Annotated in this window: 23 protein-coding genes; 9 read left to right on the top strand and 14 right to left on the bottom strand. The window is 70.7% G+C overall.

Annotated features, from left to right (window positions below):
• Nucleotides 1-8: 8 nt before the first annotated feature.
• Together PS467_RS22700 and PS467_RS22705 are read right to left on the bottom strand one after the other, a co-directional pair.
• A complete protein-coding gene (locus PS467_RS22700; protein WP_311036799.1) occupies nt 9-1,616 on the bottom strand; it encodes an FAD-binding oxidoreductase in 1,608 nt (535 codons plus the stop codon).
• A gap of 173 nt (nt 1,617-1,789) precedes the next feature.
• Nucleotides 1,790-1,993: a hypothetical protein gene (locus tag PS467_RS22705; RefSeq protein ID WP_432280621.1), complete on the bottom strand. Its 204-nt coding sequence runs from the start codon at nt 1,991-1,993 to the stop codon at nt 1,790-1,792.
• 96 nt (nt 1,994-2,089) lie between these two features.
• On the opposite strand from PS467_RS22705, the gene PS467_RS22710 reads away from it, so the two are divergent.
• Nucleotides 2,090-3,004 (top strand): hypothetical protein, encoded by a 915-nt coding sequence (locus PS467_RS22710; RefSeq protein ID WP_311036800.1) that lies wholly within the window; start codon nt 2,090-2,092, stop codon nt 3,002-3,004.
• A gap of 118 nt (nt 3,005-3,122) precedes the next feature.
• Nucleotides 3,123-3,452: a hypothetical protein gene (locus PS467_RS22715; protein ID WP_311040116.1), complete on the top strand. Its 330-nt coding sequence runs from the start codon at nt 3,123-3,125 to the stop codon at nt 3,450-3,452.
• Nucleotides 3,453-3,625: 173 nt separating this feature from the next.
• Here PS467_RS22715 and PS467_RS22720 read toward each other — a convergent pair whose 3' ends face one another.
• Nucleotides 3,626-4,030: a metal-sensitive transcriptional regulator gene (locus PS467_RS22720; protein ID WP_311036801.1), complete on the bottom strand. Its 405-nt coding sequence runs from the start codon at nt 4,028-4,030 to the stop codon at nt 3,626-3,628.
• 192 nt (nt 4,031-4,222) lie between these two features.
• Between PS467_RS22720 and PS467_RS22725 the strand changes: the two genes are divergently transcribed.
• Nucleotides 4,223-4,843, top strand: coding sequence for a DUF47 domain-containing protein (locus PS467_RS22725; protein WP_268973488.1), 621 nt, complete (start codon nt 4,223-4,225; stop codon nt 4,841-4,843).
• Between the two features lie 8 nt (nt 4,844-4,851).
• A complete protein-coding gene (locus PS467_RS22730) occupies nt 4,852-5,850 on the top strand; it encodes an inorganic phosphate transporter (protein WP_311036802.1) in 999 nt (332 codons plus the stop codon).
• Between the two features lie 225 nt (nt 5,851-6,075).
• On the opposite strand, the gene pstB is transcribed toward PS467_RS22730, so the two are convergent.
• From pstB to pstS, 4 genes are all read right to left on the bottom strand, one after another.
• Complete coding sequence (gene pstB / locus PS467_RS22735; RefSeq protein ID WP_268973490.1) at nt 6,076-6,852, bottom strand: phosphate ABC transporter ATP-binding protein PstB; 777 nt, start codon at nt 6,850-6,852, stop codon at nt 6,076-6,078.
• 26 nt (nt 6,853-6,878) lie between these two features.
• Nucleotides 6,879-7,958 carry a phosphate ABC transporter permease PstA gene (gene pstA / locus PS467_RS22740; RefSeq protein ID WP_311036803.1) on the bottom strand — a complete coding sequence of 360 codons (1,080 nt, stop codon included), beginning with the start codon at nt 7,956-7,958 and terminating at the stop codon, nt 6,879-6,881.
• On the bottom strand, nt 7,955-8,947 hold the full coding sequence (gene pstC / locus PS467_RS22745; protein ID WP_268973492.1) for a phosphate ABC transporter permease subunit PstC: 993 nt from the start codon (nt 8,945-8,947) through the stop codon (nt 7,955-7,957). The genes pstA and pstC overlap by 4 nt, the downstream gene beginning before the upstream one ends.
• Before the next feature lie 110 nt (nt 8,948-9,057).
• The gene (gene pstS, locus PS467_RS22750; RefSeq protein WP_311036804.1) at nt 9,058-10,179 is read right to left on the bottom strand and encodes a phosphate ABC transporter substrate-binding protein PstS; all 1,122 of its coding nucleotides are present in this window, start codon (nt 10,177-10,179) and stop codon (nt 9,058-9,060) included.
• A gap of 454 nt (nt 10,180-10,633) precedes the next feature.
• Between pstS and PS467_RS22755 the strand changes: the two genes are divergently transcribed.
• Nucleotides 10,634-11,779 carry a C40 family peptidase gene (locus tag PS467_RS22755; RefSeq protein WP_311036805.1) on the top strand — a complete coding sequence of 382 codons (1,146 nt, stop codon included), beginning with the start codon at nt 10,634-10,636 and terminating at the stop codon, nt 11,777-11,779.
• 375 nt (nt 11,780-12,154) lie between these two features.
• On the opposite strand, the gene PS467_RS22760 is transcribed toward PS467_RS22755, so the two are convergent.
• Nucleotides 12,155-12,679 carry an O-acetyl-ADP-ribose deacetylase gene (locus tag PS467_RS22760; protein WP_311036806.1) on the bottom strand — a complete coding sequence of 175 codons (525 nt, stop codon included), beginning with the start codon at nt 12,677-12,679 and terminating at the stop codon, nt 12,155-12,157.
• Nucleotides 12,680-12,910: 231 nt separating this feature from the next.
• Here PS467_RS22760 and PS467_RS22765 point away from each other — a divergent pair, with 231 nt between their 5' ends.
• Nucleotides 12,911-14,137, top strand: coding sequence for a PP2C family protein-serine/threonine phosphatase (locus PS467_RS22765; protein WP_311036807.1), 1,227 nt, complete (start codon nt 12,911-12,913; stop codon nt 14,135-14,137).
• A gap of 174 nt (nt 14,138-14,311) precedes the next feature.
• Here the strand turns inward: PS467_RS22765 and PS467_RS22770 are convergent, their stop codons facing one another.
• From PS467_RS22770 to PS467_RS22785, 4 genes are all read right to left on the bottom strand, one after another.
• Nucleotides 14,312-14,656, bottom strand: a complete 345-nt coding sequence (locus tag PS467_RS22770; protein ID WP_030837926.1) for a DUF2516 family protein — start codon at nt 14,654-14,656, stop codon at nt 14,312-14,314.
• A 110-nt stretch (nt 14,657-14,766) separates the two neighbouring features.
• Nucleotides 14,767-15,489, bottom strand: coding sequence for a hypothetical protein (locus PS467_RS22775; protein ID WP_311036808.1), 723 nt, complete (start codon nt 15,487-15,489; stop codon nt 14,767-14,769).
• A 19-nt stretch (nt 15,490-15,508) separates the two neighbouring features.
• Nucleotides 15,509-15,913, bottom strand: coding sequence for a helix-turn-helix domain-containing protein (locus PS467_RS22780; RefSeq protein ID WP_268973499.1), 405 nt, complete (start codon nt 15,911-15,913; stop codon nt 15,509-15,511).
• Nucleotides 15,914-16,084: 171 nt separating this feature from the next.
• On the bottom strand, nt 16,085-16,981 hold the full coding sequence (locus tag PS467_RS22785) for an AraC family transcriptional regulator (RefSeq protein ID WP_311036809.1): 897 nt from the start codon (nt 16,979-16,981) through the stop codon (nt 16,085-16,087).
• A gap of 142 nt (nt 16,982-17,123) precedes the next feature.
• Here PS467_RS22785 and PS467_RS22790 point away from each other — a divergent pair, with 142 nt between their 5' ends.
• Both PS467_RS22790 and PS467_RS22795 read left to right on the top strand, forming a co-directional pair.
• Nucleotides 17,124-17,921, top strand: coding sequence for an alpha/beta fold hydrolase (locus PS467_RS22790; protein WP_311036810.1), 798 nt, complete (start codon nt 17,124-17,126; stop codon nt 17,919-17,921).
• A gap of 63 nt (nt 17,922-17,984) precedes the next feature.
• Entirely contained in the window at nt 17,985-18,857 is an 873-nt protein-coding gene (locus PS467_RS22795) for an aldo/keto reductase (RefSeq protein WP_311036811.1), read from the top strand.
• A gap of 119 nt (nt 18,858-18,976) precedes the next feature.
• On the opposite strand, the gene PS467_RS22800 is transcribed toward PS467_RS22795, so the two are convergent.
• Entirely contained in the window at nt 18,977-19,603 is a 627-nt protein-coding gene (locus PS467_RS22800) for an NADPH-dependent FMN reductase (protein WP_311036812.1), read from the bottom strand.
• 52 nt (nt 19,604-19,655) lie between these two features.
• Between PS467_RS22800 and soxR the strand changes: the two genes are divergently transcribed.
• Nucleotides 19,656-20,117 carry a redox-sensitive transcriptional activator SoxR gene (gene soxR, locus PS467_RS22805; RefSeq protein ID WP_268973504.1) on the top strand — a complete coding sequence of 154 codons (462 nt, stop codon included), beginning with the start codon at nt 19,656-19,658 and terminating at the stop codon, nt 20,115-20,117.
• A 19-nt stretch (nt 20,118-20,136) separates the two neighbouring features.
• On the opposite strand, the gene PS467_RS22810 is transcribed toward soxR, so the two are convergent.
• The gene (locus tag PS467_RS22810) at nt 20,137-21,384 is read right to left on the bottom strand and encodes a GNAT family N-acetyltransferase (RefSeq protein WP_311036813.1); all 1,248 of its coding nucleotides are present in this window, start codon (nt 21,382-21,384) and stop codon (nt 20,137-20,139) included.
• Nucleotides 21,385-21,432 lie beyond the last annotated feature (48 nt).

The raw sequence follows: 21,432 nt of genomic DNA on the forward strand, positions 1-21,432 counted from the left end.
CCGCGTGCTCACAGCGCCTGCGGGAAGTCGAAGAGCCGGTCCGGGTCGTACCGCTTCTTCAGCCGTGTGAGCTTGTCGGCGGCCGAGCCGTAGTACGCCGAGCGCCAGTCCTTCAGTGACGCGTCCGTGTAGTTCTGGTACGCCGCCCCGGAGGCGTACCGCCGCATCGCCGTATGGGCCTCGTCCAGCCAGGCGTTCGGCGCGCTGCCCGAGCCGCTCGCCGCCCAGGACGCGGTGTACTGCGCGAGGAACCGCGAGCGGCGGTGGACGAAGGACGTGGCCGTGGGCGCGACCCGGTTGACCGCCCCGCCGAGCGCGGTGAGCGCGATGCTGACCCCGCCCCCGCCGCTGGTGCGCCGTCCGTAGCGGTCCAGCTGGTCGAGCATGGCCCGTACGCCCGCCTGGCTCAGCGAGCGGTCGTAGAAGTCCGAGCGCGCCGCGTAGGTCTCGCGGTTCAGCACCCCGGAGGTGCTGCGGCCGGGCTTGTCGCCGGGCAGGTGGCAGTCGGTCGTCGAGGTGTCGCCGCAGCCCGCGTACATCCGCATGGCGTCGACGTAACCGCGGCGGCGCAGGGAGACCTGGGAGGCGGGGCCGGGGCCGCCCGGTCCGTCGGCGAGCCGGTCCACCGCGTCTTGCAGCGCGCCGTAGGTGCCGAGCGAGAAGCAGCTCACGGACACGGTGGGGGTGTGTCCGGGGGTGGCCGAAAGGTGCAGCGCCGACCAGATCTCGTCCGGCTGGTCCGGACCCCAGGCCTGCCAGGCGCTCAGCACCTTCGTGGCCTTGGTCCACGGCCATGACATGTAGCAGGTGACGCCGTCGGCCGCCGCGTGCGTACGGAAGCGCAGTTCGGTGACGACGCCGAAGTTGCCGTTGCCCGCGCCGCGCAGCGCCCAGAACAGATCGGCCTCGCGGTCCTTGGAGACCTCCAGGGTCTTGCCGTCCGCGGTGACGATGGTCGCCCCGGTGAGGCTGTCGGCGGTGAGCCCGTACGCCCGGGAGACCACGCCGTGGCCGCCGCCGAGGGTCAGCCCCGAGATGCCGACGCTCGGGCAGGAGCCACCGGGGACGGTGACCCCGTGGGCGCCGAGCTGTGTGTAGACGTCGATGAGCTTGGCGCCGGCGCCGATCCGTGCCTCGCCGGAGGTCGTGCGGATCGACGAGAGCGCGGAGACGTCGATGACCAGGCGGCCGTCGCCGCTCGACCAACCGGCATAGGAGTGCCCGCCGTTGCGTATGGCGACGGGGGAGCCGTGGCGCCGGGCGAAGTCCAGACAGGCGGTGATGTCCGAGGTGTTCGCCGCATAGGCGACGGCGGCGGGGCGCAGATGGTCGAAGCGGGTGTTGTAGAGCCGGCTGGCGGAGGTGTAGTCGGAGTCTCCTGGGCGCACCAGGTCGCCCTGTAGGCCCTTGCCGAGCGCGCTCCAGTCGGCGGACCGCGGCTTGCCGTCGATGGCGCCGCGCGTACCGCTCGCGGAGGCCGAACGGACCTCAGTCGAGGAGGAGCCGGCGGAGGGTCCGTCGCCGCCGGCCTGTCCCGTGCCGTCGTCGCACGCGGTGGCCCAGGTGGCGGTGGCCGCCAGCCCCGTGCCCGCTGCCAGCAGTGTCCGCCGGTTCATGGCGGTGTCCCCTCCCTGTCGACGCTGTTCTCAACCGTCGACCGGGCCACCGCGAAGTCGGCCCGGTCTCAGGGTCAGAGGGGTGCACCGGGCGGTGTGGTTCCGCTTGTGGCCGAATAGTTGTCGGGGGACGGACAAGCCGGGACTGACGCGTCGCGGCGGACAAAGCCGCGCTAGTCGGGCGGGGCCGGTGAATCGCCCGCGCCGGAGGGGGAGTGACGGGCCGTCGCGTGGGCGGCCGCGTCGTCGCGGGCGACGGCGCGGGCGCGACGGGCCGGGCCGGACCAGCCGCAGGTGCAGCGGGCGATGGCGAAGGCGCCCCGTTCCACGGTGGTGGTGCGGTCCTGGCTGGGGCCCATGTCGGCTGAGTCGAGCACATGACCACGCTATCGGGCCGTGACGGGCCACCGGTACGGATCGTTAAACCAACAAGTATCAAGCGTGGACGAGCGTGGCCAGGGGGTCGGCGGTCGATGGAGTTCCAGCAGCGCGGGCTCGGCGTACGGAGACGGGTGAGGGCGGTCGCCGGGGTCGTGGCGGCCGGACTGCTGGCCGTGTCGCCGGCGGCCGTCAGCGGCTGTTCCTCCCAGACGGTGGCCGATGAACGCCCCGGCGGCGCCGCGCGGGAGAGCGCGGTCTCGGTGCTGCACCGGGCCGCGGATGTGCTGGTCAGATCGGGCAGTTCACGGGTCCGTACGACCATGGAGACGGCAACGGGCGGCACCCGCGTGTCCATCCGGGGCAGCGGTGCGTACGACTTCGAGAAGCGGCTGGGCCGGCTGCGGCTGCTGCTGCCGAGGGACGCGACGGGGACCGCCGAGCACGCGCCGATCACCGAACTCCTGGCCTCCGGGGCGCTTTTCATGCGCAACCGCGGCGCGGGCATTCCCCGCGACAAATGGGTGCGGGTGGATACCACGGACGTTCCGGACGGCAATCTGGTCACCGGCGGGGCCACGGACCCGCTGACCGCCGCCGAGCTGCTGCGCGGGGTGCGGAAGGCCAGCCTGGTCGGCGAGGAGGGACTCGGCGGGGATCTGGTGCGCCACTACCGCGGCACCACCGACATCGGCCGGGCGGCGCGGGTCGCCTCGGGGGGTGCGCGGGGCTCGCTGGTGGCCGCGGCGCGGGGATTCGCCGAGCGCGCGGTGCCCTTCGACGCGTATCTCGACGGACTCGGCCGGCTGCGTCAGGTGCGGCACCGGTTCACGGTGAGCGGCCGGGGTGACGGACAGGGGGAGTCGGAGGGCTCGGGTGCCGCCGGGCGGCGCGGTGCGCTGCGGGTCGCCTCGACGACGGAGCTGTACGACTTCGGGACGCCGGCCGTGGTCGAGCTCCCCAAGCCCACGGATATCTACACAGGGAAGGTCGGATCACCTCAGAAGTAGTCGGAGGGGCCCGCTTTGCCCTTCGAAATGGCCCATCCGTGCCATGCGCGGAGTGTGTACCGATCCCTACGCTGGGAAGCCGCTGCTCGAAAGTGCTCGCAGGTGCTCGCTGGAGGAGGTGAAACACGTGGTTGCGCGTCGCGGCTCGTCGGGCCCGGACCCCGTGGCCCTCGTCGAAATCGATCTCTACGGTGATTTGATGATCGCTGCGTCGAGCGCGGACGAGGACAGGCTCAGTACGGACCGTATCGACGAGGTGCTCCGGGTGCAGGCCGACCGATCGGAATCGGCCGAGGGAGCCAAGGGTGCCAAAGGGGTAAAGGGCGCCAACGGCGTCGAAGGCATCACAGGTGTCAAAGGTGTCGGAGGTGCCCAAAGCGGCACGGGCGCTCACGGCGCCGAGGGAGTCGGGGGCGCCCCGGAGGCCGAGGGTCCGGACGCCCCGTAGCGACGTCGCCGCCTCGTCGGACGGATGCCCCGCGGGTCCCGTCCGGCGAGGACGCGGTCATGGTGCCGGTCATGTCGGTGCCGGTCATGTCCACGCCGGTCGGTCCGTCTTGATCTCCACCCCGGTCATGTCCACGCCCCGCGGTGGTCAGGGGCGGCGGTGGCAGCCGGTGCTCAGGTCCGCAGCAGCCGGGCGATGGCCGCCGTGGCCTCGGCCACTTTGGCGTCCACCTCGCTCGTGCCCTCCGTCTCGCCCTGGGCGGCGCTCTCCACGGCCGCGCTGGCGACGCAGTGGCGCAAATGCTCCTCGAGCAGCTGGAGGGCGAAGGACTGGAGCGCCTTGGTGCTCGCCGAGACCTGGGTGAGTATGTCGATGCAGTAGACGTCCTCCTCGACCATCCGCTGCAATCCTCTGATCTGGCCCTCGATCCGGCGCAGCCGCTTGAGGTGCTGATCCTTTTGCTTGGCGTACCCGTGGCCGCCGTGGGGTACGGAATCCTGGGCGGACGTCTGGCCGGACGCCTGGCCCCGCTCGCCGCCTTCGATCGGCGCGGTGGTGTCGGCTGCCGTGGTCGTCATGGCGTCCTCCCGTTGATCGTTCTCTGTCCCCATATACCCCCAGCGGGTATATGGTACCGGCTTTTCCGGTCGAACCGGGCCCCCGTGCTGAGCACTCTGCCCTATGGGCGACACTGGGAACGCCGGTTACCGTGGCCGGAAGATGCGCCTAGCATCGACGAGTCCCCATCCGCTGCATTCCGAGGATCCCCAGTGCGCTTTCGTCTGACCCCCAGGGAGACGAGCTTTTACGACATGTTCGCCGCGTCCGCGGACAACATCGTGACCGGCTCCAAGCTCCTGATGGAACTGCTCGGGGCGGACTCCTCCGCTCGTGCCGAGATCGCCGAGCGGATGAGGGCCGCGGAGCACGCCGGGGACGACGCCACACACGCGATCTTCCACCAGCTGAACTCCTCCTTCATCACCCCGTTCGACCGCGAGGACATCTACTCCCTGGCCTCGTCCCTCGACGACATCATGGACTTCATGGAGGAGGCCGTCGACCTGGTCGTCCTCTACCAGATCGAGGAGCTGCCCAAGGGCGTCGAGCAGCAGATCGAGGTGCTGGCGCGAGCGGCCGAGCTGACCGCCGAGGCGATGCCGAATCTGCGCACCATGACCAACCTCACGGAGTACTGGATCGAGGTCAACCGGCTGGAGAACCAGGCGGACCAGATCCACCGCAAGCTCCTGGCCCACCTCTTCAACGGTAAGTACGACGCCATCGAGGTGCTCAAGCTCAAGCAGATCGTCGATGTGCTGGAGGAAGCGGCCGACGCCTTCGAGCATGTGGCCAACACGGTCGAGACCATCGCCGTCAAGGAGTCCTGAGCCCCGGCATGGACACCCTCGCGCTTGTCGTGACCATCGCGGTCGCGCTCTTCTTCACCTATACCAACGGCTTCCACGACTCGGCCAACGCCATCGCGACCTCGGTCTCCACCCGGGCGCTGACCCCCAGGGCGGCGCTGGCGATGGCCGCCGTGATGAACCTCGCGGGTGCCTTCCTGGGCAGCGGCGTCGCCAAAACCGTCAGTGAGGGGCTGATCGCGACCCCCACGGGCGACCAAGGCATGATGATCTTGTTCTCCGGGTTGGTCGGTGCGATCACCTGGAACATGGTGACCTGGTACTTCGGTCTGCCGTCCTCCTCCTCGCACGCCCTGTTCGGCGGGCTGGTCGGCGCGGCACTCGCGGGAGCGAGCACGGTCCACTGGGACGGGGTGCTGGAGAAGATCGTTATCCCGATGGTGCTCTCGCCCGTCGTCGGCCTGGTGCTGGGCTACTTCGTGATGGTGATCATCCTCTGGCTGTTCCGTAACGCGAACCCGCACAAGGCCAAGCGCGGCTTCCGGATAGCGCAGACCGTCTCGGCGGCGGGCATGGCGCTCGGCCACGGTCTCCAGGATGCCCAGAAGACCATGGGTGTCGTGGTGATGGCCCTGGTCATCGGGGGCGTCCAGGACGAAGGCGACGCGATTCCGGTGTGGGTGAAGATCGCCTGCGCCGCGATGCTGTCGCTCGGCACCTACGCGGGCGGCTGGCGCATCATGCGCACGCTGGGACGGCGGATCATCGAGCTGGACCCGCCGCAGGGATTCGCGGCGGAGACCACGGCGGCCGGCGTCATGTACACGGCGTCGTTCATGTTCCAGGCGCCGATCTCGACCACGCATGTCATAACGTCGGCGATCATGGGTGTGGGGGCCACCAAGCGAGTGAGCGCGGTGCGCTGGGGCGTCGCGAAGAACATCGTCCTCGGCTGGTTCATCACCATGCCCGCGGCGGCCGCGGTCGCCGCGCTCTGCTACTGGATCGTCAACCTGGCCTTCGGCTGACCGTTGGGCGTTCCCCTATAAAGCCGGACGTTCCGCGCAAGCCGGACGTTCCGCGTAAAGCCAGACGTTCCCGCGTGCAGCCGGATGTACGGCCGGACGTACGAGCGGAAACGCAGTGGGCCCGCCCCCGGGAGCCAGGGGCGGGCCCTTTCTCGTCTTGCGGTGGCACCGCCATGCAGCACCGCAGGACGTTTTGGTTCCTCGCCGGCCGGGCGAGGGGCCTGGTCAGCCGAAGCGGCCCGAGATGTAGTCCTCGGTCGCCTGTACCGACGGGTTGGAGAAGATCCGCTCGGTCTCGTCGATCTCGATGAGCTTGCCGGGCTGGCCGACGCCGGCCAGGTTGAAGAAGGCCGTACGGTCCGAGACGCGCGCCGCCTGCTGCATGTTGTGCGTCACGATGACGATCGTGAAGCGCTCCTTGAGCTCACCGATCAGGTCCTCGATGGCGAGCGTCGAGATCGGGTCGAGCGCCGAGCAGGGCTCGTCCATCAGCAGCACATCGGGCTCGACCGCGATGGCGCGGGCGATGCACAGCCGCTGCTGCTGACCGCCGGAGAGCCCGGCGCCCGGCTTGTTCAGCCGGTCCTTGACCTCGTTCCACAGGTTGGCGCCCTTGAGGGACTTCTCGACGATGCCCTCGAGCTCGCTCTTCTTGTACGAGCCGTTGAGCTTCAGCCCGGCCGCGACGTTCTCGAAGATGGACATCGTCGGGAACGGGTTGGGGCGCTGGAAGACCATGCCGACCGTGCGGCGTACGGAGACCGGGTCCACGTCCGAGCCGTAGAGGTTCTCGTCGTCGAGCATCACCTTGCCCTCGACCCGGCCGCCGGGGGTGACCTCGTGCATCCGGTTGAGGGTGCGCAGGAAGGTGGACTTGCCGCAGCCCGACGGGCCGATGAAGGCGGTCACCGAGCCGGGCTCGACCGTCATCGAGATGTCCTCGATGGCTTTGTGGCTGCCGTAGTAGGCGGTGAGCCCGCTGACGTCGATGCGCTTGGCCATGTGAATCACTTCTCTTCTTCTTGGCCTCAGCGGCCGGTCTTCGGGGCCTTCCAGCGGGCGATGCCGCGGGCCACCAGGTTCAGGATCATGACGAAGGCGATGAGCACGAGTGCCGCGGCCCAGGCCCGGTTGTAGGAGGCTTCGTTGCCGAGCTGCCACTGCTCGTAGATGTAGTAGGGCAGCGACGACTGGGCGCCTTCGAACGGGTTGTTGTTGATCCCCGCGGCGCCGAAGACCAGCAGCACGATGGGCGCGGACTCCCCGGCGATACGGGCGACCGCGAGCATCACACCCGTGGTGATCCCGCCGATGGCGGTGGGCAGCACCACCTTGAGGATGGTGCGCCACTTGGGCACGCCGAGGGCGAGGGACGCCTCCCGCAGCTCGTCCGGGACGAGCTTGAGCATTTCCTCGGTCGAGCGGACGATGATCGGCATCATCAGGATGGCCAGCGCCATGGCACCGGCGAAGCCCGAGTAGTCGAAGTCGAGGATGATGATCCAGAAGCTGAAGATGAACAGACCGGCGACGATCGAGGGGATACCGGTCATCACGTCGACGAAGAAGGTGACGGCCTTCGCGAGCCGGCCGCGGCCGTACTCCACCAGGTAGACGGCGGTCAGCAGCCCGATCGGCACGGCGATGACCGCGGCCAGGAGGACCTGCTCGAGGGTGCCGATGATCGCGTGGTACGCGCCACCGCCGGGCAGGATCGTCTGCACGCCCTCCATGGAGTGGCTCAGGAAGTAGCCGTCGAGCACGGTGCGGCCCCGGTCGACGGTCTCCCAGATCAGCGAGAGCAGCGGGACGACGGCGAGCAGGAAGCAGACCCACACCAGGCTGGTGGCCAGCCGGTCCCTGGCCTGCCGGCCGCCTTCGACCACGGCGCCGAGGCCGAACGAGGCGACGATGAACACCAGGGCGGCGATCAGGCCCCACTGGAACGTGTTGTCCGTGCCCAGGGCGGTGCCGATGCCCGCACCCGCGGCCACCGAGACCACCACCAGGGCGTACGGGGCCCACCGGGGCAGCCGGGCCTGCCGGAGGGGGGAGGGGCCGAACGCACGGCCCGGGGCGTCGCTCTTGTCGATGACGGCGTTACTCATGCGGCGGTCCCCGAGTACTCCTTGCGGCGGGCGATGATCATTCGCGCGGCGCCGTTCACCAGCAGGGTGAGGACGAACAGCACCAGGCCGGAGGCGATCAGCGCGTCACGGCCGTTGTCACCGGCTTCCTTGAAGCGGCTGGCGATGTTCTGCGCGAAGGTGCCGCCGCCCGGGTCCAGCAGGCTGGTCTCGATCAGGAGGTTGGGGGACAGCACGGTGGCGACCGCCATGGTCTCGCCCAGCGCGCGGCCCAGACCCAGCATCGAGGCGCTGATGATGCCGGAGCGGCCGAAGGGCAGGACCGCCATCCGGATGACCTCCCAGCGGGTCGCGCCGAGCGCCAGCGCGGCCTCCTCGTGCATCTTCGGCACCTGCCGGAACACCTCGCGGCTCACGCTGGTGACGATCGGCAGGATCATGATCGCCAGCAGGATGCCGACGGTGAACAGGGAGCGTGCGGCGCCGCCCTGGTAGCTGAGGATCCCGGTCCAGCCCAGGTAGTCGTCGAACCAGGTGTAGAGGCCGGTCAGATGCGGGACGAGGAAGAGCGCGCCCCACAGGCCGTAGATGATGCTGGGCACCGCGGCGAGCAGGTCGATGACGTACGCGACGGGGGTGGCCAGCCGGCGCGGGGCGTAGTGGGAGATGAACAGCGCGATGCCGACCGCGATCGGGACCGCGATCACCATGGCGATGATCGAGCTGACCACCGTGCCGTAGGCGAAGACGGCGATGCCGAACCGTATCGACGGCGCGTCGGGGGTCTCCCACTCGAAGGAGGTGAGGAAGTTGGCCTCGTCCTTGGAGATCGCGATGGCGGCCCGGTAGGCGAGGAAGGCGGCGATGGCCGCCATGATCACCAGCAGGGCGATTCCGGAACCCCGGGAGAGGCCGAGGAAGATCTTGTCGCCGGCGCGGCCGGTGGAGCGGGTCTTGACCTTGGTTGGCGACCCGGTGGTTGAGGATGTGGGTTCTATGTCCGTTTTCATGGGTTCTCCGGTCTGCGGAGCCTGATGCGGAGGAGGCTCCTTGCGCGGCGGTGCACCGGACGACGGCTGACTCCGCCGTGGCGATCGCCACGGCGGAGTCAGGACTCGGGTCAGGAGAGGGTCTTGATGCTCTCGCGGACCTTCGTGGCGATCTCGGCCGGCAGCGGGGCGTAGCCCAGCTCCTTGAGGGAGGTCTGGCCGTCCTCGCCGGCGATGTAGGTCAGGAAGGACTTGGTCGCGGCGAGGGTGCTGGCCTTGTTGCCCTTGTCGCAGGCGATCTCGTAGGTGACCAGGGTGATCGGGTAGGCGTTGGCGGCCTTGGTGTCGTACGCCAGCTCCAGGGCCAGGTCGCTGCCGCTGCCCGCGATCTTGGCCTCGGAGATGGCCTTGGAGGCGTTCTCGACGGTGGCCTGGACCGGGGTGGAGGCGCCGGTGTCGAGGTCGACGGTCTTGATGCTGTTCGCGGTCGCGTAGGACAGCTCGAAGTACGAGATCGCGCCCGAGACCTGCTTGACCTGCGAGGAGACACCGGAGGAGCCGTCGGCCGACTGGCCGCCCTTGCCCTCCCACGCCTTGCCCGGCTCGTGCGGCCACGACTTCGGCGCGGCGGCCTTGAGGTACTTGGTGAAGTTGTCCGTGGTGCCCGACTCGTCGGAGCGGTGGAACGCCTGGATCTTGAGGCTCGGAAGCTTCGCGTCCGGGTTCAGCTTCTTGATCGCCGGGTCGTTCCACTCCTTGATGTCGGAGTTGAAGATCTTGGCGAGGGTGTCCGCGTCGAGGGTCAGCTTGTCCACGCCCGGCACGTTGAAGCCGACCGCGATCGGGCCGCCGACCATCGGCAGGTCAATGGCCTTGCCGCCCTTGCAGACCTTCTCGGACGACTTGATCTCTTCGGGCTTCAGTGCCGAGTCGGAGCCCGCGAAGGCGGTCTTGCCCTGGAGGAACTCCTGGATGCCCGCGCCCGAGCCGGTGGCCTTGTAGTTGAGCTTGGTGTCCGAGCAGGCGCCGCCGTAGTTCTTGATCCACAGATCCATGGCGTTCTTCTGCGCGGACGAGCCCGAGGCCAGCAGCTGCCCCTTGCCGTCGCACTTGATGTTGGCGGCGGCCTTGGAGCCGCCACCGCCGCCCGAGCTGTTGTCGTCGGAGCCACACGCCGAGAGGACGAGGACGCCGGAGACAACGAGGGCACCGGCGGCGATGGCGCGAAGCCGGTTCTTGCGCTGAAGCTTCACTTTCAGGTGTTCCTTCCAGGAGCCGCCGGTGGGGGACGGCGCGGGAAATGGGTGGTGCGCACTTGTGTGTGGTGCTTTTGCGCGTGCGCCGGAGCCGTACTCGACTCACGCTCAGTAGGGCCGAAAGTAGGCAGATCAGGTGAAGCGGCCTGAGGGGGTGAGTTAACGAGCGGTGAACCTCGGCCGTCAGTGTGGTGGCCATGTCACGGCCGGGTCACGGCCAGGTCGCGGCGCGGATGACGCCCTTACGGAGGCCGCGTGAAGCCCGTCCGACACCTGTGCGACACCCGTCCGGTGAACCGGATCGGGGTGGCTGCTGGGGTAACCGCCGCGTGTCTCTGTCGGATTGCGGTACGGCATGTCACTATCCGTCCCTACGTGCCGGTACGTCAGGTCTGGTGCGCGAATGGGGCAGGAGCGCGTACGGCCTGGGCGGAACGAGAGGAGACCGCGGGTGAGGCGGGACGGGAGAGGGAGGGGTGTGAGCGTCGCCGCGGCCACCGCGCTCGTCTGCGCGCTGGGACTGTCGGCCGGGCCGGAGGCGGCGTACGCCGCGCCCGGTGATCCGGGGCCGACGCCGGCGCCGGGCGGCGGGGCCGGGGGCACCGCGGCTGGGGACACCGCGGGCGGGGGTGCCGCGACCGGTGGCGCCGCGGGCGGGGGGCGGAGCCTGGAGGACGTCCGTAAGGAGGTCGACGACCTGTACCGCAAGGCGGAGTCGGCCACCGACGCGTACAACCTGGCGCGGGAGAAACAGACCCGTCAGGAGAAGACCATCCTGAAGATCGCACGGGCCGTGGTGAAGGCCCAGAAGGAGATGGCCGGGCTGCGCAAGCGGGCCGGGGCGATGGCGCGGGCACAGTACCGGGGCGGCGGTATGCCCGCGGAGGCGCGGCTGTTCCTCAACGGCGATCCGAGCGACTTCCTCGACGGTGTCACGCTCGCGCGCAAGGGTGAACAGGCGACCCACGGCCTGATCGGCCGCCTGGAGCGCACCCGGACGGCGCTCGACCGCTACGCCGACTCCGCCTCCCAGGAGTGGGAGCGGCTGGACCGGAGCCGGGCGAAGAAGGCGGCGGCGAAGAAGGAGATCCTGCGCAAGCTCGCCGGCGCGCAGCGGCTGGAGTCCCGGCTGGCGAAGGACGAGCGGGAGCGGCTGCGCCGGCTGGAGGAGGACAAGGCCCGCGACGCGCAGGCGAAATGGCTGGACACCGGGATACTGCGGGAGCTCGGCCGCGGCGCCACCACGACGGGCCGGCGCGCGGTCGACTTCGCGAGGGCCCAGCTCGGCAAGGACTACGTGTGGGGCGCGGTGGGACCGGACACCTACGACTGCTCGGGGCTCACCCAGCGGGCGTGGGCGACGGCCGGCCGGACGATCCCGCGGACCTCGCAGGAGCAGTGGAGGCTGCTGCCGAAAGTGAGCGTGAAGGACATGCGTCCGGGCGATCTGATCATCTACTTCGGGGACGCCAGTCACGTGGGGATGTACGTGGGCGGCGGCGCGATGATCCACGCTCCCCGCCCCGGCCGCCAGGTCACGGTCGCGGGCGCGGGCTCGATGCCGATCCTGGGCGTGGTCCGGCCGGACGCGAGATAACGCGGCCACGGCAGGCCGGGCGGGTCCACAGGAGGGAGCTTTGGGCTTGCTTGGTCCGGCCTGGTCGGTCCGGTCGGCACGGCCTGCTCGGCACGGCCCACTCGCCGCGGTAGGTCAGGCCTCTCGGTCCGGTCGGCCAGGCCCGGTGGGTCCGCTCGGTGCGGTCGGACTGGTCCGGCCTGGCCCTGGCCCGGTCAGGCCCTCTCGGTGTGGTCGGTCCGCTTGGCGCGGTCAGGCCCGGCTGGCCTGCTCGGCTCGGTCAGGCCCAGTCTGCTCGGCCCGGTCAGGCGCGGTCAGGCCCGGTTAGGCCCGGCCCGGACCGGTCGATCCGGTTCGGGTCGGTTCGGGCGGTCGGTCTGGCACTGGTCGGGTCGGTCAGCGCGGTGGCAGCTCGTTCAGGGCCGTCTCGAAGGCGTCGTACGCGCGCTGGTCGAAGAGGACGAAGCGGGCCTCATCGACGGAGGTGTCCGTCTCGCGGACGGTGGTGAGGGCGATCCGGGCCGCGTCGTCGAGGGGCCAGCGGTAGACGCCGGTGGAGACGGCCGGGAAGGCGACCGTACGGGCGCCCAGTTCGTCCGCGACCCGGAGCGACTCGCGGTAGCAGGAGGCGAGCGTGGCCGAGCGGTCCTCGGAGTCGGCGAACACCGGGCCGACCGTATGGATCACCCAGCGGGCGGGCAGTCGGCCGGCCGTGGTGGCGACCGCCTGGCCGGCCGGGAGGCCCTTGCCGTAGCGAGACGCCCGTAGATCGCGACATTCATCCAGAATGTCGGGTCCGCCCCGCCGGTGGATGGCTCCGTCGACGCCACCCCCTCCCAGGAGGGAGGAGTTGGCCGCGTTCACCACGGCGTCGACCGTCTGCTCGGTGATGTCGCCCAGCGCCAGCGTGATGTTCGTCATCCCGGGATTGTCTCCCGGGCCGCCAAAAGGCGCATGACGTGCGGCATATGACAAAAGTCGTTGCCGGAGGTCATTCCGCGAAACGGCCGCCTAGCGCTAAGGTCGGCTGGCAATCTCCGGCGCTCACGCCCTGAAGCCGCTGAAACCGACCAGTCGGTGTGCGTGCCGGAATCCCAGTGCGCTCCACCCGTCGGCGGGGCGTGCCCTCGGGGGGAGGGAAGGAATCGAGCGATGTCCGTACCCGTGCCGAGGCTACGGGAGGCACCGGCCCCGCACGCCGGTCCCGCCACCCTGCCCGACAACGGGCTCACCCTGCTGGTGATCGAGGACGATCCCTCCGGTGCCTTCAACGTTCCCGAGATGCTGGACACCGAGGGTAACCGGCTCCGCATCCGTACGGCCCGCAACCTCACCGAGGCCGGCCGGCTGCTCACCGACGGGGTGCAGTGCATCCTCCTGGCCCTGCCGGGCCCGGCCGACGATGGCGCGGACTCGCTGGCCACCCTGCGCGCGGTGCTGAGGCTCGCGCCCTCGCAAGCCGTCCTCGTCCTCACCGCGGAGGACGACGCCGAGCGCGCCGCCGAGGCGGTGCGGGTGGGCGCCCAGGACTTTCTCTTCCGTGACGAGCTGGACGGCCGGAGCCTCAGCCGCGCCATCCGCTACGCCGTCGAGCGCAAACGCTCCGACCTCGCCCAGCGCCAGCTCACCGAGTCACGACTGCGCGCCCAGGAGAACGCCCGGCTGGAGCGCGGACTGCTGCCCACCCCGCTGCTGGGCGGCTCGGGGCTGCGTTTCGCCGCCCGCTACCGGCCCGGCCGCAGCCGGGCCCTGCTCGGCGGCGACTTCTACGACACCGTCCGCACCCCGGACGGCACGGTCCACGCGATGATCGGCGACGTCTGCGGCCACGGCCCGGACGAGGCCGCCCTCGGCGTGGAGCTGCGGATCGCCTGGCGCGCCCTGACCTTCGCCGGGCTGTGCGGAGATCAGCTGCTCGGCACCCTTCAGCAGGTGCTGGAGAACGAACGCGCCGACGACGAGATCTTCGCCACGCTGTGCACCGTCGACATCGCGCCGGACGGCCGCCGGGCCGGGGTGTGCCTGGCCGGGCACCCCTCACCGCTGGCGATCCGCCCGAGCATGGCGCCCCGGCTGCTGCCCACCGAGGAGAACGGCCCGGCGCTCGGCCTGCTGCCGAACGCCCGCTGGCCGCGCCATGAGGTCGAGCTCGGCGGGGCGTGGAGCCTGATGATGTACACCGACGGGCTGATCGAGGGCCGCGTCGGACCGGGTGTGCAGCGGCTCGGCCAGGAGGGGATGGTCGAGATCGTGGCGCGCCAGCTCGCGGAGGGGCGGCGCGGCGAGGAACTGCTGGACGCGACCGTCACCGAGGTGCGGTCGCTGAACGGCGGGGAGCTGACCGACGACCTGGCGGTGCTGCTGCTGGACCGCGGCTGACCGGCCGCGGTCCGTTTCGGTGCCGTCCGTGACCACGGGCGGTCGTCCGTTTAACGCCGTTCAGCGCATCGGAGCCCGTTCAGTGCCTCGGGTCCGTTCAGCGCCTCGGCGCCCGTTCAGTGCCCGGTTGACCGTTCAGTGGCCGTTTGGCGGCTAGTGGCCGTCCGTGGCCGTTCAGCGGCCGTTGAAGGGCCCGTAGGGACCGTCGGAGCTGGAGCCGCGGCCGCGCGGCCAGCGGCGGCCGCCACCGGAGACCTGCCGCAGCGCGGGCCGGACGTCGACGACGTACACGATGGTCGCGATGAGGCCGATGATCGGCAGGAAGTCCAGGATGCCCATGAAGAAGTTCACCGCGGCGGCGAGGCCGAGGATGATCAGCCAGAACGCCTTGGTCTGCTTGTCCGCCGCCCGGTAGGCGTCCTCGCGGCGGATCGCCGAGTCGACGAAGGCGAACAGGCTGAAGAGAAGCAGGCCCCAGGAGACCCAGTACATCAACTTGCCGAAGCCTTCCACCAGCACGCCGTCCACCGCCTAGAAGATATGTATGGGAAGCGTCTTTGCGGCCACCGTACCCGCTGTCCGGGCCGGGCACGCAGGGCGTACCCGGCCCGGCCGTGGACGGGAACCCGTCAGCCCGCCGACTTCGGCTCCGACTTCTTGGCGGCGGGGGCGGGCTTGCCGCCGCGGGCCGGGGCCTTCTTGGCCTGGGCGGCCGCAGCGGCGGGGGAGGCCGGGGCGGCCGGGGCCGGCTGGGCGCCGGCGGAGTTGGCGCCGCTCGACGCGGCCGGCTTGGCCGGGGCGGACTTCGGCGCCTCCTTGGACGGGTCCACGGAGACCGACTGCGCCGGGGCCTTCGCCTGGGCCGCCGCGTTGCCGTCCTTCCGCTCCTCGGGCCGCTCCGCGGGCCGCTCATCGGGCTCGATCGCGCCGGCGATGTCGACGACCTCGTCGGCCGCCTCGCCGCGCCAGGTCCGCACGACCTGCTGGCCGTGCTCGGCCACCTCGTCGTACCGCTCCCGCGCCTTCACGGCGAGCTCGGCGGCCCGGCCCACCCCCTGTAGGGCGAGGTCCTGCGCCGTGTCGCGCAGCCGCTTGAGGTCGGTGTCGAGCGTGCCGAGCATCTCGGTGACCTTGTCCTGAGCCTCCTTGGCCTGCTGGGAGACCCGCTCCTGCACGGCCTTGGGGTCGGTGTTGCGCACCGCGTTCAAACGCTCCGGGGCCTCGGCGACGATCTTCTCGACGAGCGACGGCACCTCCTTGAGCTTCTGTGCGGCCAGATCGGCCGTACCCGCCATGAAGTAGAGCGGGGTCGGGTCGGTGAGGGTCTTGCGTACGTCGTCGGTGATGGCCATGGTGGATGGTCCTCCCGGATCAGTTCGAGGGTGTGGCGACGTCGACGCCGGCGTCGGGGGCGTCGTCCGAGGCGGTCTGGAGCCCGTTCTCCTTGCGGAAGGACTCGTAGATCTGGAGCAGTACCTGCTTCTGCCGCTCGTTGATCGAGGGGTCGGCGAGTATCACGCTGCGCACCTCGGTCTCCGCGCGGTCCCGCTCATCGAGGATCCCCGCCTGTACGTACAGGGTCTCGGCGGATATCCGCAGCGCCTTGGCCAGCTGCTGGAGGATCTCGGCGCTGGGCTTGCGCAGCCCGCGCTCGATCTGGCTGAGGTACGGATTGGACACCCCGGCCGCGTCGGCCAGCTGCCGCAGCGAGAGCTGTGCGGTGCGCCGCTGCTCGCGCAGGAACTCGCCGAGGTTGCCGACGTTGAGAGATGCCATGCCTCGATGCTGCCGCACGAGCGCTAACTATTGCAAGCATTTGCTTGCAATAGTGGCGTGCGTCATCGCACGGTCCGGTCGGCGTTGGTCCGGTGGGGTGTCCTCGTGCTCTCTCGCCGCCGGATCTCGATCAACGACGTGGACCGGCGGCCAAGCCCATTGCCTGGAGCGTCACCTGCCGCCTGGGCCGGCTGTGCTGTACGCGGCGCGCCAGGCAGCGGGGGGCATGGTGGCCTGGCGTCGGAAGAACGTGGTGAAGTTGCCGACGTCCCGGAAGCCGAGGCGCCGGGCGCAGCCGCTGACCGGCAGGTCGGTGTGGGCGAGCAGTCTCTTGGCTTCCAGCAGGATGCGCTGGTCGAGGAATGCCTTGGCGCCCGTGCCGGTGGCGGCACGCGTCGCCCGGGTGAGTGTGCGCACGTCATAGCCGAGTGCCTGCGCGTAGTCGGCCACGTGGTGCCAGTCGGTGAAGTGCTCTTCGACGGTGGCCCGATAGGCGCGGAACACATCGGTGTGCCGGCTGCCGGATTCTGCCGCGCCGGTCGGGGCCGGTGTGTCGGGGAGGGCGCGCAGGATCAGTGCCGCCAGCAGGTGGGCGAGCAGTGCGGGAGATGCCAGGCGTGGGGTTCGCGCCGCCGCGCTGTGCTCGCGGCCGAGGTGTTCGGCCGCGAGCAGGGCGAGGGACAGGCGCTGCTGGTCCAGCTGCCAGCAGGCCGGTGTGGTGGCCTCTGCCGAGGTGAAGCCGGGAAGGAAGCCGGGCCGGAAGAGGATCAGCGGGCCGTCGCAGGCGTCGATGTCGCTCCAGCGGTGCACCATGCCCGGCCGGATCCACACCGCGCTGCCTTCCGCCAGCCGGTAGCCGTGGAAGTCCGCTTCATGGGCGCCGGTTCCGGAGCCGACCAGGGCGAACACATGGAAGTCGGGACGCTGCGGCTGTACGCGACGGCGGTGGACGTCCATCGCACGCAGCGCGGCGAAGTCCAGGACCTCCACCCCGTACGCCGATCCGACGGCGGGCAGATAGCGCAGTTGCCGAACCGCGCCGTGTCCGTCGATGTGTCCGTTTTCCACAAGGAGTGTGTTCCTTTCCGCCACGGCGTGGACACTCCCTCGCCTACCGTCGGAAGCGAGCCTGATCAGCAGGTCAGATTACCGGTTCACAGCTGCGGCAGGACGGCGGGAGCCGCCTTCCGCAGCCGATGGGAAAGGCGCGATGATGACGGAAACGACAATGACGGTCCCGGTGGCGGGCGGGTCCCTCGACGTGCGCGTAGCAGGCCACACCGGACCGACGCTGGTGTTCGTCCATTACTGGGGCGGCTCCGCCGACACCTGGAACGGTGTGCTCGGCCACCTGCCGCCCGGCCGGGCGACGGTCCGTTTCGACCAGCGCGGCTGGGGCACCTCGCAGGCGCTGCCCGGCCCCTACCACCTCGACCAGCTCGCCGATGATCTCGTCCGTGTGGTCGAGACGTGCGTGTCGGGGCCGTTCGTCCTCGTCGGCCACTCCATGGGCGGTAAGGCGAGCCAGCTCGTCGCGGCCCGTCGGCCGGCCGGACTGGCCGGACTGGTGCTCGTCGCGCCCGCGCCACCGCAGCCGCCCGCCACGGTGACCGAGGAGTACCGGCAGGGCCTGTCACACGCCTACGACTCGCCCGAGACGGTGCGGGGCGCCCTCGACCAGGTGCTGACCGCCACACCGCTGTCCGAGGCGGTGCGGGCCACCGCGGTGCGCGACAGCCTCGCCGCCGGCGCTGAGGCCCGGCGGGAGTGGCCCCTGCGCGGAATCGCGCAGGACATCACACGCGCCGCACGGGACATCGAGGTCCCGGTGATGGTGCTGGCCGCGGAGAAGGACGTGGTGGAGCCGCCGCACGTGCTGCGCGACCACCTCCTGCCCCACATCCCGCACGCGACCCTGACGACCGTCCCCGATGTCGGCCACCTGCTCCCCGTGGAAGCCCCCGGCGCGGTCGCGACGGCCCTCGGAGACTTCCTGAACGTGCAGTAGGCACGTGTAGTCGGGGCCGCATCCGAACTTGTCGTCGGGGCGAAAAGATGCGCATGCTGCCCCATGAACTCATCCTTCACTTCGCCCCCGTCCTTGATTCCGTCCTCGTCACCGGCCGACCGGCTGGGCTTCGGTGCGATGCAGCTGCCGGGGCGCTGGGCCGGTCCCGTCGTCGAGCGGGCGACGGCCGTGGCGGTCGCCCGGCGGGCCGTGGAGCTGGGTGCCCGTCATATCGACACCGCCGCGTTCTACTTCTCCGCCACCGAGCGGGCCAACGACATCCTGCGCGAGGCCCTGCGTCCGTACCCCGCGGACGTCACCATCGCCACCAAGGTCGGGCCGCTGCGCACCGCGACGGGGGAGATGTACGCGGAGGCGCGGCCGGAGCAGATACGGGGGCTGGTGGAGGAGAACCTCCGGCAACTGGGCGTCGACGTGCTGGACCTGGTGTACCTGCGGGTCGGGCGGCTCAAGGCGGTGGGCGGGGTGCCGATCGGGGAACGGTTCGCCGCCCTGGCCGCACTGCGGGAGGAGGGTCTGGTGCGGCGGCTCGGGGTCAGCAACGTGAGCGCCGAGCAGCTGGCCGAGGCCCGTGCGATCGCGCCGGTCGCGGCCGTGCAGAACCGGTTCGGGGTGCTCGACCAGGCGGACGCGGCGCTGGTGGACGAGTGCGCCGCGGCCGGGATCGCGTACCTGCCGTTCTTCGCGCTGGGCGGCGGCCACACCGCCCTGGCGGACGAGAACCTGCGGAAGGTCGCGGAGCGGCACGGCGCGACGGCGCATCAGATCGCCCTCGCCTGGGGGCTCGCCCGCTCGCCCGCGATCATCCAGATCCCCGGCACCAGTTCCCTCGCGCATCTCGAGGAGAACATGGCGGCGGCGCGGATCGCCCTGGACGAGGACGACATGGCGCTGCTGGAGCCGGTGACGGGCTGACGGTGACGCCGCCGGTCAGGTGTCCCACGCGGCCTGGGCCGACTGGGCCGACTGGGCTGCCTGGCCGCGGCCCGGCGGCGCCGTGACGGGGGCGGCGCCGCCGGTGCCGACAGGTGTCGTCAGGCGCCGTACGGGTGGGTGGCGCGGGCGGTGCGCAGGGCCCGTGCCCACCAGGCGAGCTGGTCGAGCATCACCTTGGCGGCGGTGTCCGGGCCCTCGGGGTCCTTCAGCCGGCCGTCCGGGTCGAAGAGCCCGCCCGCGTTGTGGAAGCTGACCGTGTCCCGCACGGTCACGGCGTGGACCTCGGCGAAGACCGGCCGCAGATGCTCGACCGCGCGCAGCCCCCCGGAGATGCCGCCGTAGGAGACGAAGCCGACCGGTTTGGCCTGCCACTCGGTGAAGTGCCAGTCGATCGCGTTCTTCAGGGAGGCGGGGTAGCTGTGGTTGTACTCCGGGGTGACCACGGCGAACGCGTCTGCCCTGGCCAGCCGGGGGCTCACGGCCTCCAGGGCCGTGAGCTCGTCGGGGCCGGGCCGGTGGGTGAGGGACGTGGGCAGCGGGGTCTCGGCCAGGTCGACGATGTCGACGATCATATCGGAGCGGAGCCTCGCACGGTCGGCGAACCAGCCCGCGACCTTCGGTCCGAAGCGGCCGTCGCGGGTGCTGCCGACGATGACGGCGAGCTGGATGGGGGAGTCGGCGCCGGCAGGGGAATCGGCCGTGGATACGGCGGTTTCAGTAGCCATGGGAAGAGCCTCGGAGTTAAACAAAGGTTGAAGTCAAGCTACTGTCGGCGGTATGACGCAACTGACCTGGAAAACCCATGAGCTCACGGTCGGCGAGCTCTCGCAGCGCAGCGGGGTCCCCGCCTCCGCGCTGCGCTTCTATGAGCGCGAAGGGCTGATCCACAGCCGCCGCACCTCCGGCAATCAGCGCCGCTACACCCGCGATACGCTCCGCCGGGTCGCCTTCGTCCGCTCCTCGCAGCGGGTCGGCATCCCGCTGGCGAGAATCCGGGAGGTGCTCGCCCTCTTCCCCGAGGACCACGTCCTGACCAAGGAGGACTGGGCCCAGATCTCGGAGTGCTGGCGCTCGGACCTCACCGAGCGCATCGAACAGCTGGAGAACCTCCGCGACCGCCTCACCGACTGCATCGGCTGCGGCTGTCTGTCGATCGACACCTGCGCGCTGGCGAACCCGTACGACAAGCTCGGCGAGCAGGGTACGGGCGCGCGGCGGCTGCTCAAGTCCTCCTGCTGATCGCCGGGCGCCCTGGGCCTCAGAAGACATCGGGGCACCAGGGGCGGCGTGGGGTCCGCAGCAGCCGGTCCGCCAGCGCCGCGGCACCCGGGCGCTCCTCGGTGATCCGGCCCAGCGCGGTGAGCCGGACCGCCGACTCGTCGCCCAGCCACAGGGTGCCCAACTCGCCTATGTCCATGGTCAGATCGGCCGTGCGGCCCGTGGTGGCACAGGCGGCACCGCTGGGGCCCGTCTCCAGGAAATAGCGGCCACCGGCCAGCCCGGCCTCGTCGCGCAGCTCGAGCACCAGCGAGCCCTCGACCGGGTACGTACGGGTCTTCAGCAGCCGGGGCACATCCAGCGGGCGCAGCCACAGCCAGTCGGCGTGCGTGGTGACCTGGGCCGCGCGGGGATCGCCGAGCAGCAGCGGAAGCAGATCGTCCGGGGCGCGCCGGCCGGTGTTGACCCGGGTCACCCAGTCGACCGAGAGCAGGAAGTGCCACAGCGCCCGCTCGGCGGCCGGGGTGACTCCCGTCAGCCCGAGCACGGTGGCGGTGTTGTGCGGCCGCTTGTTGCCCTCCCAGTGGTCGTCGGCGGTGTAGGCGAGCAGTCCGTCCACCGAGTCGTCGGGGGAGCGGTAGAGGACGTAGAACGGCTCGGTCCACGGCTGGTGGGGGAACTGCCGCTGACCGGTGTTGATCTGCCACCAGAGGTCCGGGCGGTCGATGACGCCGTGCTGCCGGGCGCGCAGCCGCTCATGCAGCGCGGGGCCGAGCTCCCGCACCTCGTCGGCGTCGGCGAAGTCGACCCGGCCGCCGTCCACCGGGGCGCAGTGGCGCGGGTCGAGACCGGCGCGGACCACGTCCACCTGCCATTCGGTGACCCAGGTGGCGGGGCCGAAGCCGTACCGCCCGTAGATCGGGTACTCGGCCGCGATCAGGGTGGCCACCGCGTCCCCCCGCTCCTTGGCGGCGCGCAGATCATGCTCCATCATCCGGCCGAGCAGCCCCCGGCGGCGGTGCGTGGGCGACACCGTGACATTGCTGATCGCGTCGGCGGGGACATCCGCCCCGCCGACCGCCGTCAGCCGCTGGGCGAAGCTGCGGAACGTGGCGACGCAGCGATCCCCGTCGAAGACCCCCTGCGTACGGCTCAGGTCCATCTGGTCGCGCCGCAGCTCCACCTCCTCCTTCGACGCCTCGGGCGGACGCAGGAAGCCCGCGTTGAGCGCGCGGGTCCAGTTGGTCAGATCGGAGTCGGCGAGTGAGGTGCGGAGTTCGACGGCCATGCGCACACGCTAGGCGTCCGCCGCCATCGGTCGCATACAGATTTCCAC

It is taken from the genome of Streptomyces luomodiensis (assembly GCF_031679605.1).
GTDB lineage: Bacteria > Actinomycetota > Actinomycetes > Streptomycetales > Streptomycetaceae > Streptomyces > Streptomyces luomodiensis.

Excerpts from the sequence above, each read along its gene's own strand:
- PS467_RS22700 (WP_311036799.1), bottom strand. The coding sequence starts at position 1,616 with ATGAACCGGCGGACACTGCTGGCAGCGGGCACGGGGCTGGCGGCCACC.
- PS467_RS22710 (WP_311036800.1), top strand. The coding sequence starts at position 2,090 with ATGGAGTTCCAGCAGCGCGGGCTCGGCGTACGGAGACGGGTGAGGGCG.
- PS467_RS22720 (WP_311036801.1), bottom strand. The coding sequence starts at position 4,030 with ATGACGACCACGGCAGCCGACACCACCGCGCCGATCGAAGGCGGCGAG.
- PS467_RS22730 (WP_311036802.1), top strand. The coding sequence starts at position 4,852 with ATGGACACCCTCGCGCTTGTCGTGACCATCGCGGTCGCGCTCTTCTTC.
- pstB (WP_268973490.1), bottom strand. The coding sequence starts at position 6,852 with ATGGCCAAGCGCATCGACGTCAGCGGGCTCACCGCCTACTACGGCAGC.
- pstA (WP_311036803.1), bottom strand. The coding sequence starts at position 7,958 with ATGAGTAACGCCGTCATCGACAAGAGCGACGCCCCGGGCCGTGCGTTC.
- pstC (WP_268973492.1), bottom strand. The coding sequence starts at position 8,947 with ATGAAAACGGACATAGAACCCACATCCTCAACCACCGGGTCGCCAACC.
- PS467_RS22760 (WP_311036806.1), bottom strand. The coding sequence starts at position 12,679 with ATGACGAACATCACGCTGGCGCTGGGCGACATCACCGAGCAGACGGTC.
- PS467_RS22765 (WP_311036807.1), top strand. The coding sequence starts at position 12,911 with ATGTCCGTACCCGTGCCGAGGCTACGGGAGGCACCGGCCCCGCACGCC.
- PS467_RS22775 (WP_311036808.1), bottom strand. The coding sequence starts at position 15,489 with ATGGCCATCACCGACGACGTACGCAAGACCCTCACCGACCCGACCCCG.
- PS467_RS22780 (WP_268973499.1), bottom strand. The coding sequence starts at position 15,913 with ATGGCATCTCTCAACGTCGGCAACCTCGGCGAGTTCCTGCGCGAGCAG.
- PS467_RS22790 (WP_311036810.1), top strand. The coding sequence starts at position 17,124 with ATGATGACGGAAACGACAATGACGGTCCCGGTGGCGGGCGGGTCCCTC.
- PS467_RS22795 (WP_311036811.1), top strand. The coding sequence starts at position 17,985 with ATGAACTCATCCTTCACTTCGCCCCCGTCCTTGATTCCGTCCTCGTCA.
- PS467_RS22800 (WP_311036812.1), bottom strand. The coding sequence starts at position 19,603 with ATGGCTACTGAAACCGCCGTATCCACGGCCGATTCCCCTGCCGGCGCC.
- soxR (WP_268973504.1), top strand. The coding sequence starts at position 19,656 with ATGACGCAACTGACCTGGAAAACCCATGAGCTCACGGTCGGCGAGCTC.
- PS467_RS22810 (WP_311036813.1), bottom strand. The coding sequence starts at position 21,384 with ATGGCCGTCGAACTCCGCACCTCACTCGCCGACTCCGATCTGACCAAC.